The sequence below is a fragment of the Serpentinimonas sp. SMBJO2 genome (assembly GCF_056341105.1).
In genome coordinates this window covers 127,501-141,821 of the sequence record NZ_CP150628.1, presented here as the reverse complement: position 1 = coordinate 141,821, position 14,321 = coordinate 127,501, and the positions used below count along the sequence as shown (strand labels likewise).

General features: G+C 68.4%; 14 protein-coding genes and 1 pseudogene. 9 read left to right on the top strand and 6 right to left on the bottom strand.

The window, feature by feature from the left end:
* Positions 1-12 precede the first annotated feature (12 nt).
* Positions 13-759 (top strand): 16S rRNA (uracil(1498)-N(3))-methyltransferase, encoded by a 747-nt coding sequence (locus AAAZ40_RS00695; protein WP_476660700.1) that lies wholly within the window; start codon positions 13-15, stop codon positions 757-759.
* Positions 760-774: 15 nt separating this feature from the next.
* Here AAAZ40_RS00695 and AAAZ40_RS00690 read toward each other — a convergent pair whose 3' ends face one another.
* The gene (locus tag AAAZ40_RS00690) at positions 775-1,335 is read right to left on the bottom strand and encodes a YaeQ family protein (RefSeq protein WP_476660699.1); all 561 of its coding nucleotides are present in this window, start codon (positions 1,333-1,335) and stop codon (positions 775-777) included.
* 275 nt (positions 1,336-1,610) lie between these two features.
* Here AAAZ40_RS00690 and AAAZ40_RS00685 point away from each other — a divergent pair, with 275 nt between their 5' ends.
* From AAAZ40_RS00685 to AAAZ40_RS00670, 4 genes are all read left to right on the top strand, one after another.
* Entirely contained in the window at positions 1,611-2,747 is a 1,137-nt protein-coding gene (locus tag AAAZ40_RS00685; protein WP_476660698.1) for a Re/Si-specific NAD(P)(+) transhydrogenase subunit alpha, read from the top strand.
* A gap of 48 nt (positions 2,748-2,795) precedes the next feature.
* The gene (locus tag AAAZ40_RS00680) at positions 2,796-3,125 is read left to right on the top strand and encodes an NAD(P) transhydrogenase subunit alpha part 2 (protein ID WP_476660697.1); all 330 of its coding nucleotides are present in this window, start codon (positions 2,796-2,798) and stop codon (positions 3,123-3,125) included.
* The gene (locus AAAZ40_RS00675) at positions 3,122-4,552 is read left to right on the top strand and encodes an NAD(P)(+) transhydrogenase (Re/Si-specific) subunit beta (RefSeq protein WP_476660696.1); all 1,431 of its coding nucleotides are present in this window, start codon (positions 3,122-3,124) and stop codon (positions 4,550-4,552) included. The genes AAAZ40_RS00680 and AAAZ40_RS00675 overlap by 4 nt, the downstream gene beginning before the upstream one ends.
* Positions 4,553-4,813: 261 nt before the next feature.
* A complete protein-coding gene (locus AAAZ40_RS00670) occupies positions 4,814-6,310 on the top strand; it encodes a helicase HerA-like domain-containing protein (protein ID WP_476660695.1) in 1,497 nt (498 codons plus the stop codon).
* Positions 6,311-6,362: 52 nt separating this feature from the next.
* Here AAAZ40_RS00670 and AAAZ40_RS00665 read toward each other — a convergent pair whose 3' ends face one another.
* From AAAZ40_RS00665 to AAAZ40_RS00655, 3 genes are all read right to left on the bottom strand, one after another.
* On the bottom strand, positions 6,363-6,698 hold the full coding sequence (locus AAAZ40_RS00665) for a BTH_I0359 family protein (protein WP_476660694.1): 336 nt from the start codon (positions 6,696-6,698) through the stop codon (positions 6,363-6,365).
* Positions 6,699-6,797: 99 nt separating this feature from the next.
* Positions 6,798-7,580, bottom strand: coding sequence for a DUF3108 domain-containing protein (locus tag AAAZ40_RS00660; RefSeq protein ID WP_476660693.1), 783 nt, complete (start codon positions 7,578-7,580; stop codon positions 6,798-6,800).
* Positions 7,581-7,585: 5 nt separating this feature from the next.
* Positions 7,586-7,969, bottom strand: coding sequence for a TraR/DksA family transcriptional regulator (locus AAAZ40_RS00655; protein ID WP_476660692.1), 384 nt, complete (start codon positions 7,967-7,969; stop codon positions 7,586-7,588).
* A 189-nt stretch (positions 7,970-8,158) separates the two neighbouring features.
* Here AAAZ40_RS00655 and AAAZ40_RS00650 point away from each other — a divergent pair, with 189 nt between their 5' ends.
* Positions 8,159-8,953 (top strand): PhaM family polyhydroxyalkanoate granule multifunctional regulatory protein, encoded by a 795-nt coding sequence (locus tag AAAZ40_RS00650; RefSeq protein ID WP_476660691.1) that lies wholly within the window; start codon positions 8,159-8,161, stop codon positions 8,951-8,953.
* Here the strand turns inward: AAAZ40_RS00650 and tgt are convergent.
* Complete coding sequence (gene tgt, locus AAAZ40_RS00645) at positions 8,859-10,061, bottom strand: tRNA guanosine(34) transglycosylase Tgt (protein WP_476660690.1); 1,203 nt, start codon at positions 10,059-10,061, stop codon at positions 8,859-8,861. The two genes, AAAZ40_RS00650 and tgt, sit on opposite strands and share 95 nt — an antisense overlap.
* A gap of 222 nt (positions 10,062-10,283) precedes the next feature.
* Here tgt and AAAZ40_RS00640 point away from each other — a divergent pair, with 222 nt between their 5' ends.
* The 3 genes from AAAZ40_RS00640 to AAAZ40_RS00630 are packed head-to-tail and all read left to right on the top strand — an operon-like array spanning position 10,284 to position 14,019.
* Positions 10,284-12,089, top strand: a complete 1,806-nt coding sequence (locus AAAZ40_RS00640) for a PHA/PHB synthase family protein (RefSeq protein ID WP_476660689.1) — start codon at positions 10,284-10,286, stop codon at positions 12,087-12,089.
* Complete coding sequence (locus AAAZ40_RS00635) at positions 12,079-12,519, top strand: hypothetical protein (RefSeq protein WP_476660688.1); 441 nt, start codon at positions 12,079-12,081, stop codon at positions 12,517-12,519. Before AAAZ40_RS00640 ends, AAAZ40_RS00635 begins: the two co-directional genes overlap by 11 nt.
* Positions 12,520-12,573: 54 nt before the next feature.
* Positions 12,574-14,019, top strand: coding sequence for a bifunctional enoyl-CoA hydratase/phosphate acetyltransferase (locus tag AAAZ40_RS00630; RefSeq protein ID WP_476660687.1), 1,446 nt, complete (start codon positions 12,574-12,576; stop codon positions 14,017-14,019).
* Between the two features lie 183 nt (positions 14,020-14,202).
* Here the strand turns inward: AAAZ40_RS00630 and AAAZ40_RS00625 are convergent.
* Positions 14,203-14,319 (bottom strand): annotated as a pseudogene (locus tag AAAZ40_RS00625) (DUF3334 family protein); the annotation flags it as partial.
* Between the last annotated feature and the right edge of the window lie 2 nt (positions 14,320-14,321).

Below are 14,321 nucleotides of genomic sequence, written 5' to 3'. Positions count from 1 at the left end.
CCAGCCCCAGCCATGCCGCGCATCCACCACCCCGAGCCTCTGCACCCAGGCCAGACGCTGGAGCTGGGTGCCGCCGCCACGCGCCACGTGCAGGTGCTGCGCCTGCAGCCCGGTGCTGCGCTCACGCTCTTTGGCGGCTGCGCGCACGGCAGTGAGGCCGTGGCCGAAGTGCTGCAGATGGGGCGCCACCGGGTGCAGGTGCTGGTGCAGGCGCTGCGCCCCGGCGCGCCTGCGCCGCTGCGGCCGGTGCACCTGGCCATCGGCATGCCGGCCAACGAGCGCATGGACTGGCTGGTGGAAAAAGCCACCGAACTCGGCGTGGCCAGCATCCAGCCGCTGCACACCGAGCGCAGCGTGCTGCGCCTGCAGGGGGAGCGCGCCGTGAAAAAAGTGGCGCACTGGCAGGCGGTGGCCATCAGCGCCTGCGAGCAGTGCGGCGCCAACCAAGTGCCGCCGATCCTCCCGGTGCAAGCCCTGCGGCCGTGGGTGCAGGCCTTGGGGGCCGAATCCGACGCGGCGACGGCACCGTGGCGCGCCGTGTTGTCGCTGGCCGCTGGCAGCCAGCCCTGGCCTGCGGCGCTGGCGCAGGTGCAGCCAAGCACGCGGCCGCTGTGCCTGGTGCTGGGGCCCGAAGGCGGGCTGGCGGCGGCCGAGGAGCAGGCTTTGCAGGCCCACTGCTTTGCCCCGGTCAGCCTGGGGCCGCGGGTGCTGCGCAGCGAAACCGCGGCCTTGGCGGCCTTGGCCCTGGCGCTGGCCTGAGCACGGGCGGGGGGCTTACTGCCAGCGCAGCGGCTCCAGCGTCACCGTGGCGCTGGGGCTCGAGAGCGTCAGCGCGCCGTCGTGCAGCGTGGCCTGCAAGGCCATGCTGCGCTCGGCCAAGGCCGCCAGTGCCTGCATCTCGGCGCTGGGCAGGCGCCAGACCTGCAGTCTGTCCAGCCGCGCCAGCGCACCCTGTGCCCCCTGCCACCAGACCTCGGCCGCCGGCCCGTAGGCATAGACGCGCACCGCATCGGCCTGGCTGCAGGCCTTGGACAGGGGCTTGGCCTCGGGTTGCCCCACTTCCACCCACAGCCGCTTGCGGCCGGTGAAGTCGCTCAGGTGCACGTCCGGGTCTTGCGGGTCCGACAAGCCGGCGCCAAAGGCCAGCGTGGCGTCGCCGCCACACCAGTCTTTGATCAGGTGCGCGTTGAGCACCAGCGCCACCAGCCGCGCCATCAGGCGCGCATCGGTCTCGCTCGGGTGCCGGGCCAGCGTCAGGGCGTGGTCGGCGTAGTAGCCGTGGTCGATGTCGGCGATGTGCAGGGCGGCTTTGAAGACGGTGGATTTGAGTGCCATGGGCTTTGGGGGTTATACCGGCTGGTGTATATTCCTCCTGTCCAGAGGTGACCGCCCGTGCGTGCGTTCAAGGCGGCCGCCCCAAGGCGCGGAGTTCAGCGCAGGTGCGTGCCGATCGATTATCGGGCCACGGCGCGCAACGCAGGGCGCACCGTGCGCCCACGCGCTTGCGCAAGTTGAAGCCGCACCGGCGCAGCGCCCGCGCAAAAAGGGCTGAAAATGCCTGTAAGCTACGGTCAAGCGCGGATAGTCAAATCGAGTTGCAGGAGTTGCATATGTACATTGGTGTTCCGGCCGAAAGCGCGGCAGGCGAAACGCGGGTCGCTGCCACGCCCGAAACGGTCAAAAAGCTGGTGGCGCAGGGTCACGGCGTGCGCGTGCAAAGCGGCGCCGGGTTGGCCGCCAGCGCCACCGACGCCGCCTACCAGGCGGTCGGGGCCGAGGTGGTCGATGCCGCCAGCGCCCTTGGGGCCGAGCTGGTGCTCAAGGTGCGCGCGCCCAGCGCCGCCGAGCTGGCCCTCATGCGCTCCGGCGCCACCTTGGTCGGCATGCTCAACCCCTTCGATGCCGAGGGCCTGCAGCGCCTGGCCGCCGCGGGCCTGAGCGCCTTTGCGCTCGAAGCCGCGCCGCGCACCACGCGCGCGCAGAGCCTCGACGTGCTCTCGAGCCAAGCCAACATCGCCGGCTACAAGGCGGTGATGCTGGCCGCCAACCAATACCAGCGCCTGTTTCCCATGCTCATGACGGCGGCCGGCACCATCAAGGCCGCGCGCGTGGTGGTGCTGGGTGTGGGCGTGGCGGGTTTGCAAGCGATTGCGACCGCCAAGCGCCTGGGCGCGGTGATCAACGCCTCGGATGTGCGCCCCAGCGTGAAGGAGCAGGTCGAGTCGCTCGGGGCCAAGTTCATCGACGTGCCCTACGAAACCGCAGAAGAAAAGGAAGCCGCTGAAGGCGTGGGCGGCTACGCCCGTCCCATGCCCCCGAGCTGGCTCGAGCGCCAAAAGATCGAGGTCGCCAAGCGCGTGGCCCAGGCCGACGTGGTGATTTCGACGGCCCTGATCCCCGGCCGCGCCGCCCCCACCCTGATCACCGAAGACATGGTGCGCAGCATGAAGCCGGGTTCGGTGATCGTCGATCTGGCCGCCGGCAAAGGCCCCGACGGCGTGGGCGGCAACTGCCCCCTGACCGAGGCCGATCGCACGGTGCAAAAGCACGGCGTGTTCCTGATCGGCGAGACCAACCTGCCCGCGCTGGTGGCCGCCGACAGCTCGGCCCTGTACGCGCGCAACGTGCTCGATTTCCTCAAGCTCGTGCTGCCCAAAGACGCCAGCGCGGTGCAACTGCCGCTGGACGACGACATCGTCGCCGCCTGCCTGATGACGCATCAGGGCGAAGTGCGGCGCAAGCCCTGAAAGCCGCTGCGCACCACCCCATCCCACCCCCAACGAGGAACCTGCGCCATGGAAGCCGTTTCACCCATCGTCTTCAACTTCATCATCTTCGTGCTGGCGATCTACGTCGGTTACCACGTGGTCTGGAACGTCACGCCCGCGCTGCACACGCCGCTGATTGCCGTCACCAACGCGGTGTCGGCCATCATCATCGTCGGTGCCATGCTGGCGGCGGCCCTGACCGAAACCACGCTGGGCAAGGTCATGGGCGTGCTGGCCGTCACGCTGGCGGCGGTGAACGTGTTCGGCGGCTTTCTGGTCACGCGCCGCATGTTGGAAATGTTCAAGAAGAAAGAGCGCAAAACCGCACCGGCTGGCGCTGCAGGAGCCGACAAATGAGCATCAACCTCGTCGTCCTGCTGTACCTGGTGGCTTCGGTCTGCTTCATCCAGGCGCTCAAGGGGCTCAGTCACCCGACTTCCTCCATCCGCGGCAGCGTGTTTGGCATGGTCGGCATGGCGCTGGCCATCGTCACCACCTTTGGCCTGGTCTGGACCATGGCGCAGCACTTGCAGCTCGACGCCGTGACGGGCGTGGGCTGGATTGTGCTCGGGCTGGTGCTCGGCGGCAGCTTCGGCACCTGGCTGGCGCTGCGCATCGAGATGACCAAGATGCCCGAAATGGTCGCCTTCATGCACAGCATGGTCGGCCTGGCGGCGGTGTTCATCGCCATCGCCGCCGTGGCCGAGCCCTGGGCCTTTGGCATCGCCGATCGCGGCGAACCGATCCCGCTGGGCAACAAGATCGAACTCTTCCTGGGTTCGGCCATCGGCGCCATCACCTTCAGCGGCTCGGTCATTGCCTACGGCAAGCTCAGCGGCAAGTTCAAGCTGCGCCTGTTCCAGGGTGCGCCGGTGGTGTTTGCTGGCCAGCACAAGCTCAACCTCGTGCTGGGGTTGGTGATCGTCGGCCTGGGTGCCTATTTTGCCGCCACCGGCAACTGGACCGCGTTCATCGTGCTCACGGCGCTGGCCTTCGTGATCGGGGTGCTGATCATCATCCCCATAGGCGGCGCCGACATGCCGGTGGTGGTGTCCATGCTCAACAGCTACTCGGGCTGGGCCGCAGCCGGCATTGGCTTTGGCCTGAACAACAGCATGTTGATCATTGCCGGGGCGCTGGTGGGCTCGTCGGGCGCGATCCTGAGCTACATCATGTGCAAGGCCATGAACCGCAGCTTCTTCAGCGTCATCCTGGGTGGCTTTGGCGGTGAAGGCGGCCAGGTGGCAGCGGCGCAGCAGCGCAGCGTCAAGAGCGGCAGCGCCGACGATGCCGCCTTCATCCTGGGCAACGCCGAGACGGTCATCATCGTGCCCGGCTACGGGCTGGCGGTGGCGCGCGCGCAGCACGCGGTCAAGGAGCTGGCGCACAAGCTGGCCGACAAGGGCATTACGGTCAAATACGCCATCCACCCGGTGGCCGGGCGCATGCCGGGGCACATGAACGTGCTGCTGGCCGAAGCTGAAGTGCCCTACGACCAGGTGTTCGAGATGGAGGACATCAACAGCGAGTTCGCCCAGGCCGACGTGGCCATCATCCTCGGCGCCAACGACGTCGTCAACCCGGCTGCGCTGCAAAAGGGCAGCACCATCTACGGCATGCCCATTCTGGAGGCCTACAAGGCCAAGACCGTGATCGTCAACAAGCGCTCCATGGCCGCCGGTTATGCCGGGCTCGACAACGACTTGTTCTACATGGACAAAACCATGATGGTGTTTGGCGACGCGAAGAAGGTGGTGGAAGACATGGCGAAGGCCATCGAGTGAGCGCGGCGCCGGGGGTAGCGCTGCCTGGCGCGGGCGCTGCCTTTGGGTCCAAACCCTAGTGTGGTGTTGCGCGCTATCTGGAACATAAAACCGCGCCTTTTCGTCCCTGCTGTCGTTGCAAATCCGCGCCATAGTGGCACTATGGCTGTGGTTTGCGCCTAAGCAGGGCCAAAAATCCATCGGTTTGTCCCATCAAGCGCGCACCACCACACTAGCTGTCGTGAACAGAGCGCCCCAATTTTTCCTTCTTGCAGCACCGCCATGGCCTCACCGCTCCTGATCGCGCGCAACGCGCACACCGAATGCTTCTTGCTGCCTGGGCTGGCGAACCGCCACGGCCTCATCACCGGGGCCACCGGCACCGGCAAGACGGTGACGCTGCAAACCCTGGCCGAGGCCTTTTCTGGCATCGGGGTGCCGGTGTTCATGGCCGACGTCAAGGGCGACTTGACCGGCATCAGCCAGCCAGGCCAGCTAAGCCCGAAGCTGGCGCAGGTGCTGGCCGAGCGCGGCCTGCCGGCGCCGCAGCCGCGCGCCTGCCCGACCACGCTCTGGGACGTGTTCGGCGAACAAGGGCACCCGGTGCGCGCCACGGTCAGCGACATGGGGCCGCTGCTGCTGGCGCGCATGCTCGACCTCAACGACACCCAGTCCGGCGTGCTCGATCTGGTGTTCAAGATCGCCGACGACCAGGGCCTGCTGCTGCTGGACCTGAAAGACCTGCGCGCCATGCTGCAGCACGTGGGCAGCAACGCGCGCCAGTTCACGCTCGAATACGGCAACGTCAGCGCCGCCAGTGTGGGCGCGATCCAGCGCGGCCTGCTGCAGATCGAGAGCCAGGGCGGCGAGCAGTTCTTTGGCGAGCCGATGCTCGACCTGAACGACTTCATGCAGACCGTGGGCGGGCAGGGCGTGGTCAACATTTTGGCCGCCGATCGGCTGCTCAACGCGCCGCGCCTGTACGCCACCTTTTTGCTCTGGATGCTGTCCGAGTTGTTCGAGCAGTTGCCCGAGATCGGCGACCCCGAAAAGCCCAAGCTGGTGTTCTTTTTCGATGAGGCGCACCTGCTGTTCAAGGACGCGCCCAGGGTGCTGGTCGAGCGCATCGAACTGGTGGTGCGGCTGGTGCGCTCCAAGGGCGTGGGGGTGTATTTCGTGACGCAAAACCCGCTCGACATCCCCGACAGCGTGCTCGGGCAGTTGGGGCACCGCATTCAGCACGCGCTGCGCGCTTTCACGCCGCGCGACCAGAAAGCGGTGCGCGCCACGGCGCAGACCATGCGCCCCAAGGCTGGGCTCGACATCGAGGCCGCCATCACCGGTTTGGCCGTGGGCGAGGCGTTGGTGAGCCTGCTCGACGCCAAGGGCCGGCCACACGAGACCGAGCGCGCCTACGTGCTGCCACCGGGCAGCCAGCTCGGGCCCATCACGACGGCACAGCGCCAGGCGCTGCTGCAGCAGTCGCTGGTGGCCGGGGTCTATGAGCAGGTGCTGGACCGTGAAAGCGCCTTCGAGCGCTTGCGCCAGCATGCGCAAGCGGCGCTGGCGCCGCAGCCCGAGCCCGAAGCGCGGTCGCTGGCAGAGGCCGCTGGCGGCAGCGCGCGCCAGAGCGCGCCCCAGCGCAACGTGTCCGGCGCATCCGGCGGTTTGTTGCAATCCGTGGCACAACAGGCGCTGCGCGCTGCTGCCAGCCACGCTGGGCGACAACTGATGCGCGGCGTGCTCGGCAGCCTGCTCGGCGGCGGGCGGCGGCGCTGAGCCGGGTTGGCCAAGCCCCAATCAGCAGGCCGACGGCGCGCCCGGCGTGCCCTCAGTGCACCGCCACCGGGGTCTGCGCCAGCGTGGCGTAGCCTTCCAGCGTGTCTTCCACTTCTTCCTGGGTCGGGGTGTTGCGCTGCCAGGCGTGAATCTGCTGCTGGAACAGCTCGGCCCAGGAGCCGTCCAGATAGACCTCTTTGCCCGAGCGCTTGTCCACGATCTCGAAGCCGTGTCGGGGCAGTTGGTGCGTCGCCGGGTCGGGCGCGGGAGTCGTCACCGAGCTTTTGATGCCGAGCTGCGCCACGCCGGGCAACCCCGCCGGCAGGGACGGGGCGGGCGCCAAGATGTGGACCACCACGAAGGTGTCGGAGTCGTAGAGCGTGTGCATGGTCGTACTGTGCGCTGAAACGGAAAACCTTGCAAGGGCTTGGGCTGCGCTGGCCGCCGCGAGGTGCATGGTCCTTAGATGGGGCGCGCCAGCATTTGTTCAAGCCGTGGGCAGTTGCCGCAGGCGCTGGTCGGCCCAGTCGCCATCGGGCTCTTGCAGCAGGATGCGCACGGGCAAAAAATGCGCGGCTTCGGCCAGCCACAGGCTCATGCGCGTGTCGTCGGGCTGCGTGTGGTGGCGCTCCAGCCGCCAAGCCGGCAGGACGCCCGCCGGGGTTTCGGTGGGCTCTTGAGCGCGCAGCCGCAGCGTCCAAGGCTGCACCCCGCCTGCGCCAAGCACAGGCACGGTCCAGAGCGCATCGGCAACCGACGGCTGCAGGCGCAGCCGACGGGCGAGCTCGAAGAACAGGCTGAGCCGGTCTTGGGTGCCCGCTTGCAGAGGGCCGACCTGCTCGGCCTCGTTGTCGCGTTGGTGGCGGTAGCGTTGCGCGGCCCAGTCGAGCTCGAAGCGGCGCAGGCGCCGGGTTTGGTCGCTGAAAGCCAGCGGTTGCAGACCACCGGGCAGCAGTCGCCCGCGCGAGCGCTGGGTGCGCGCGCCCACCAGCGGCAAGCGCATCGACAGGCTGGCCTCGTACAGGTCGCCTTGCAGCAGCCACTGCAGTTGGCCACTGGCGCGCAGCGGGATTGCGCCCACGCGCGCACTGACGTCGTAGTCCAGCTGCAGCCGCTCGGGCCATGCCGCCGGCCCCTTGCGCGGGTTCGTCGGCGCAGCCGGGTTGGCCTGGGCCGCACCGCCACCAGCCAAGCCCAGCGCCAGCGCCCAAGCCAGGCACTGACGCCGGTTGGCTTGCAGCGCTGTGCAGGGCCAAGGGGCGGAATGCATGGTGCTTACATCGAGGGGTGGGTCTCGGCGCGGGCGCGCTCGAACTGGCTTTGGCAGCTCACGCAGCGCGCCGCGGTCGGGTTGGCGTGCAGGCGCGCGGTCGGGATGTCGACGCCGCAATCGATGCACAGCCCGTAGCTGCCGGCGGCGATGCGCTTGAGCGCGGCGTCGATGGCCGACAAGGCCTCGGTCTCGCGCTCATCGATGGCCATGGCCAGGTCGCGTTCGGCCTCGTTTTGCGCCCGGTCGCCGCTTTGCACGTCGTGGCGGTCGGGCGCCGCCTCGGCGCGGCCGATCTTGCCGCCGCGCTGGGCCCGCAACTGCACGATCAGGTCGGTGCGCATCTGCTGCAACTGCGAGGCAAAGGTGTCGGAAATGTTCAGGCTCATGGCGAAGGCTCCTGGGACTGCGTGTGCCTGCATTGTGCGGCAAAAACCCGCGCCGGGTGTTGACGCAACGCAAGGGTGCCGCCGCGACAGCGCCATCCATGCCCCCCATCCCGCACCATCCGTGCCGCTTGGCCCGCACCCCAGCGCCCGCAGCCTGTGGCATGATCTGTGCAAGCACAGGAGCGCGCCATGTCGACCCAAGATGCCCCGCATCACGCCCACACCCTTCCCGGCTTCGATTTTTTGAGCAAGCTCAGCCAGCACGGCGCGTCCGGCTTGGGTGGCGGTGCCGCTGCGCTGCCGGGTCTGCCGCCCATGAGCCACTGGATCGCGCCGGTGTTTGATCCCGATGAGCTCGACAAACGCATCCACGACTTGCGCGCGGTGCATTTCTGGCTCGATCAGAACACCAAGGCCTTGGCCGCCACGATCCAGGCGCTGGAGCTGCAGAAAATGACGCTGCTCACGCTCAGAGGCATGAACGTGAGCATGCAGGAAATGGCCGAGTCCTTTGTGGTCAAGCCAGCGCCCGCCGCTCAGGCCGCCCCCGACGCAGCCCGCGCCAACGCCGGCTGGCCGCAAAGCGCCCATGCCGCCCAAAGCGCTCAAAGCGCCCAAGGCGATCCAGCACCGGCCGCACCACAGGCCGCAGCCGCTGATGCGCCTGCGGCGCCCGCGCAGACTGGCACCATGCCGCCCGCAGTCGATCCCATGCAGTGGTGGGGCGCCCTCACCGAGCAGTTTCAAACCATCGCCAACGAGGCGCTGCGCGACATGTCCGCGCACGCCAGCCGCGCCGCCGAGCAGATGGCGCACAGCGTGCAAGCCGGCACCGATGCCATGGCCAGCGCCCAAGCGGCCGCTGCGGCGGCACCGTCCGAAGCCGCCGCTACACCCCGCGCGAGCGCTCCGCCGCAAAGCGCGCGCGCCAAGCCGCGAAAGCGCCCGCCGCCAGCGCCGCGCGCAGCTCGCGCATCAAGTTGAGGTAGTAGTGCAGGTTGTGGATGCTGGCCAGCATCGGCGCCAGCATCTCACCGCAGCGCTCCAGGTGGTGCAGGTAGGCGCGCGAGAAGCCGCCGCGCCCGCCGTTGTCCCAGCTCACGCCCTCGGCACCGGCGCAGGCGGTGCAGGTGCAGGAGGGGTCGATCGGCTGCGGGTCGTGGCGGTGCCGGGCGTTGCGGATTTTCAGGTCGCCGTAGCGCGTGAACAGGGTGCCGTTGCGCGCGTTGCGCGTCGGCATCACGCAGTCGAACATATCCACGCCGTCGGCCACGCCCTGCACCAGGTCTTCGGGCGTGCCCACGCCCATCAGGTAGCGCGGCTTGTGCGCGGGCAGGCGGTGCGGCGTGTGCGCCATGATCTGGCGCATCAGCTCCTTGGGCTCGCCCACGCTCACGCCGCCGATGGCGTAGCCGGGCAAATCCAGCTCCACCAGCGCCTGCAGCGACTCCAGCCGCAAATGCTCGAACATGCCGCCTTGCACGATGCCAAACAGTGCATTCGGGTTGCCCAGGCGCTCGAACTCGGCCTGCGAGCGCCGCGCCCAGCGCAGGCTCAGCTCCATGCTGGCGCGCGCCTCGGCCTCGGTCGTCACATGGCCGCTGGCTCCCTTGGCCGCAGCCGCACCATCGCCTTGCCAGTAGGGGGTGCACTCGTCGAACTGCATCGCGATGTCGCTGTCGAGCACGGTCTGGATTTGCATGCTCACTTCGGGCGACAGGAACAGCTTGTCGCCATTGACCGGGCTGGCAAACTGCACCCCCTGCTCGCTGATCTTGCGCATCGCGCCCAGGCTCCAGACCTGAAAGCCACCCGAGTCGGTCAGGATCGGGCGCGTCCAGTTCTCGAACCGGTGCAGGCCGCCGAAGCCTTGCAACACCTCCAGCCCAGGGCGCAGCCACAAGTGAAAGGTGTTGCCCAGGATGATCTGCGCATCCATGGCCAGCAAGCTCTGCGGCAACACCCCCTTGACGCTGCCGTAGGTGCCCACGGGCATGAACACTGGCGTCTCGACCGTGCCGTGGTTCAGGGTCAGGCGGCCGCGGCGGGCGTGGCTGGTGGGGTCGGTGCAGAGGATTTCGTATTGCAGCATGGGCGCGATTTTCGCCCAGCTGGGCGCGGTGGTGGCGCAACCGCACGGGTCGGCGGTGCGGGTCGACGCCAGTCCGGGCCTGCGCGCCGCAAATGTGGTTCGAATGCAACCGTCCAATGGTAGGATGGCGCGTAGGGGTTTTTGTTGCAGCCCGGGGCCGACCGCAGTGGGCCGGGGGCTGATCGCCCCACCGTCGCAGCATAAGCAAGCAAGAGGGAAGCCATGACCCAGTCACCGCCCCCCATTGGCGTGCAGCCGCCGCCCAGCAGGCCGCATCGCCAGTTCGACTGCTGGGTGCAGTCGCAGTTGTCGCGAGCGGCCATGGGTCTGTCGCCGATCTCGCTGGCGTTGGCGCAGGCCGATTGGCTCTGGCACCTGGCAGCCGCGCCCGGCAGGCAGCTCGAGCTGGCGCAAAGGGCGCTGGATCTGTCGGCACAGGCCGCGCGCAACCTCGGCAGCAAGGCACCCGCCACACCCGATCCCGACCCGCGCTTCACCGAACCCGACTGGCAGCAGTGGCCGTTCAAGGCGTGGCGCGAGGGTTTTCGGGCGCTGGATGACTGGTGGCGCGAGGCCGCACAAGTCGAGGGCATGAACCGGCACCATCAGCACCTGCTGGGGTTTTTTGCGCGCCAAGGCGTCGATGCCATGGCCCCGTCCAACTGGCCCTGGAGCAACCCGGTGGTGCTCAAGTCGGGCTTGCAGACGGCAGGACAGAGCTGGGTCAGGGGCGGTCAGCAATTTTTACAGGATGTGGCGGCGCAGCAACGCGCCAAGGACAACACCCCGCCCGAGCAACTCGATCCTCTGCCCTACGCCGTGGGCGAGCAGGTGGCCGTCACGCCGGGCCGGGTCATTTACCGCAACCGCCTGATCGAGGTCATCCAGTACCTGCCCAGCACCGAGCGCGTGCACCCCGAGCCGCTGCTGATCGTGCCTTCGTGCATCATGAAGTACTACATCCTGGACCTCTCGCCCGAGAACTCCATGGTGCGCTACCTGGTTGCGCAAGGCTACACGGTGTGCATCATTTCCTGGCACAACCCGGACGCCAGCGACCGCCAGCTCGGGATGCAAGACTACCTGCGCCTGGGGGTCATGGAGGCGTTGGCGGTGGTGCAGCGCAGCACCGGTGCCGAGCGCGTGCACACCTTGGGTTACTGCCTGGGGGGCACCTTCCTGGCGCTGGTGGCGGCGGCGCTGGGCCGGCGCCAAGCCGATCGCCAGCTGTCGGCGTTGCTGCAACGCCGCCGTGCCGACACCCTCTACGACCACCTGCCCACCCTGGCTTCGGTGACGCTGCTGGCGGCTCAGACCGATTTCAGCGAACCCGGCGAACTCGGCGTGTTCATCGACGACGACCAGCTCCAGACCCTGCGCACCACGATGGCGCGCACTGGCTACCTGTCGGGGCGGCAGATGGCGGGATCGTTCCAGTTCCTCAACTCGCGCGACCTGATCTGGTCGCGCAACACGCGCCGCTACCTGCTCGGGCAGGACGAAATCGGCAACGACATGATGAGCTGGAACGCCGACGTCACGCGCCTGCCCGAGCGCATGCACTCCGAATACCTGTCGTCGCTGTTCCTGAACAACGCGCTGGCGGCCGGCCACTACCGGGTCGATGGCCGCGGTGTGGCGCTGGTCGATATTCAGGCGCCGCTGTTCGTGGTCGGCACCGTGCGCGACCACATCTCGCCGTGGCGCTCGGTGTACAAAATCCACCTGCTCACCGACACCCCCATCACCTTCGTGCTGGCTGCGGGCGGGCACAACGCCGGCATCGTCTCCGAGCCTGGGCGGCCGCGGCGCAGTTACCAGATCGCCACCACCGTGCCGGCCGACGGCTGGATCGAGCCCGAAGTCTGGGCGGCGCAGGCCCCGCTGCGCGAAGGCTCATGGTGGGAGGCCTACCGGGATTGGTTGCAGGCCCACTCTGGCGCCAGGCAGGCGCCCCCCCCGATCCCGCCCGAGATGCAGCTCGGCGACGCGCCGGGCCTTTACGTCAAAGAGCGCTATGCAGACTGACGACGACCAAAAACACCTGCGGGCCGAGGCCGCCTTCATTGTGCGGCGCGAGGACTCGGTGCGCGAACTCAACCAGCGCATCGACCGCCTGGCGCATGCGCTGGCGCTGGACTTGCAGCAACCGGGCACCATCGACCGGCTCATCCGCCAAGTGAAAATCCCGGCCCCGCCCAGCAACGCCAGCCCGAGTTACAGCGGCCCGGAGCGGCGCGCGCGCGCGCCCGACGGCAGCAGCGAACGGCGGCGCAAGGACATCCTGTACTACGAACTGCGCGGTCTGGTGGTGTTGCGCTACGAGCTGGTGAGCGCCTTTGCCAGCCAGTTCGGCTCGCAGGTCATGATGCAGATGCTGGCCAGCGTGGACTTGCGCCCGTGGGACGTTGGACTGGATGGCGCTGCCGCCCACTCCGAGCCGCTGTCATCGTCCTGACGCCGGCGCCGGGCAGACTGCAGCTTGCACCTTGACCTCGACGCTTGCGCACCCATGACAACCGCTGCGACTGCGCTTCTGGCCGACGCCCCCGAATGGCTCGAAAACCTCACTTTCGACGAATTGCACCTCGGGCAGCGTGCGCAGTTGCAGCGCACCCTGAGCATGGCCGACATCGAGGCCTTTGCCGCCGTTTCGGGCGACACCAACCCAACGCACCTGGACCCGGTCTTTGCCCACGCCGACCAGACCCAGGGCGTGGTCGCGCACAGCATGTGGGGCGCGGCCCTGATCTCGGCCCTGCTCGGCACGCGCTTTCCTGGCCCAGGCACGATTTACCTGGAGCAGCAGCTCAGCTTCATGCGCCCGCTGCATTTGGGCGACACGCTCGACATCACGCTCAGCGTAGCCAGCCTGGATGCCGAGAAAAAGCGCGTAAGCCTGGACTGCGTGGCGCACAATCAGCACGGCGAGCTGGTGCTCCAAGGGCTGGCCAAGGTGCTGGCACCGACGCAAAAACTGCGCTTGCGCCGGCCCGACCTGCCGCACCTGCAGCTCTTCGACCCCCAATCCCGCTTTCGCGAGCTGCTGGCCTTGGCTGACGGCATGGCGCCGATGCGCTGCGCCGTCGTGCACCCGTGCGACGCCGGTTCGCTCAGCGGCGCGCTCGAAGCAGCGCAGCGCGGCCTCATGCACCCGGTGCTCATCGCGCCCGAGCGGCGCTTGCGCCAAGTGGCCGAAGAAGCCGGCCTGAGCCTGCAAGGGGTCGAGATCATCCCGGTGGCGCACAGCCACGAAGCCGCCGAGCGCGCCGCTGCGCTGGCGGCGGCGGGCGAAGTCGAAGCGCTCATGAAAGGCAGCCTGCACACCGACGAGCTCATCGCCGCCGTGCTGCAGCGGCGCGAACTGCGCACCGGGCGGCGCATGTCGCACGTGTTTCGCTTCGACGTGCCGCTCTACAGCAAACCCTTGCTCATCACCGACGCCGCGCTCAACATCCGCCCCGCTTTGAGCGAGAAAGTCGACATCATCCAGAACGCCATCGACTTCGCGCGCATCATGGGGCTGGAGCGCCCGCATGTGGCCATATTGTCGGCGGTCGAGACCGTCAACGCCGCCATCCCGTCCACGCTCGACGCCGCAGCCCTGTGCAAAATGGCGCAGCGCGGCCAGATCCGCGGCGGCGTGCTCGACGGCCCGCTGGCCTTTGACAACGCCATCTCGGCGCAGGCGGCGGCGATCAAGCACATCGACTCGGCCGTCTCGGGCCAGGCCGACATCCTGATGGTGCCGGACCTGGAAAGCGGCAACATGCTGGCCAAGCAGCTCGAATACCTGGCGGGCGCTACCGGCTCTGGGCTGGTGCTCGGGGCGCGCATTCCCATTGCGCTCACCAGCCGCGCCGACGGCCCGATGGCGCGCACCGCTTCGGCGCTGCTGGCGCTGTTGGTGGCCAACAACGCACGCCGCGACCAACCGCGCCGGGCTTGGGCAGACTGAGCCAACGCAGCCAGCGGGTGCAGCGGTCGCTGCGCGTGACCGCGCACAGCGCCTGGCCTCACATGCCGAGCGAGCGCAGCAGTTCGTCGGTGTCGCTGGCGGCAGCCGCCGGGGTCGGCGCGGGTCCGTTCTTGGCCTGCTCCATCAGCGCGTCCGGGTCCGGGGCCTCCTGCGGCTCAAAGCCATGCCCGAGTAGGTGATCGGGCTCTGCGTGGCCACACCCACCAGCACCTTGGTGACCGAGTTGCACAGGCTGGTGAGCAAGTCTTCGGTGTTGAAGACGGTTTCGCTGCGTTGCATGG